This window comes from Streptomyces californicus, assembly GCF_000717645.1.
GTDB lineage: Bacteria > Actinomycetota > Actinomycetes > Streptomycetales > Streptomycetaceae > Streptomyces > Streptomyces californicus.
This window is the reverse complement of the sequence record NZ_JNZZ01000104.1, coordinates 1-201: the sequence shown is the minus strand read 5'-3', so window position 1 is coordinate 201 and position 201 is coordinate 1. Positions and strand designations below refer to the sequence as shown.

The 201-nt window shown below is 51.7% G+C and carries 1 rRNA gene; it reads left to right on the top strand.

What is annotated here, in order from left to right:
* Positions 1-127: 127 nt before the first annotated feature.
* A 5S ribosomal RNA gene (gene rrf / locus IF19_RS0134430) occupies positions 128-201 on the top strand; the annotation flags it as partial.

Below are 201 nucleotides of genomic sequence, written 5' to 3'. Positions count from 1 at the left end.
CCGGTAACGGGTGGAGCTGACTGGTACTAATAGGCCGAGGGCTTGTCCTCAGTTGCTCGCGTCCACTGTGTTAGTTCTGAAATAATGAACAGCCGTGATGATTCCGGTGTTCAAATTTTCATAGTGTTTCGGTGGTCATTGCGTTAGGGAAACGCCCGGTTACATTCCGAACCCGGAAGCTAAGCCTTTCAGCGCCGATGG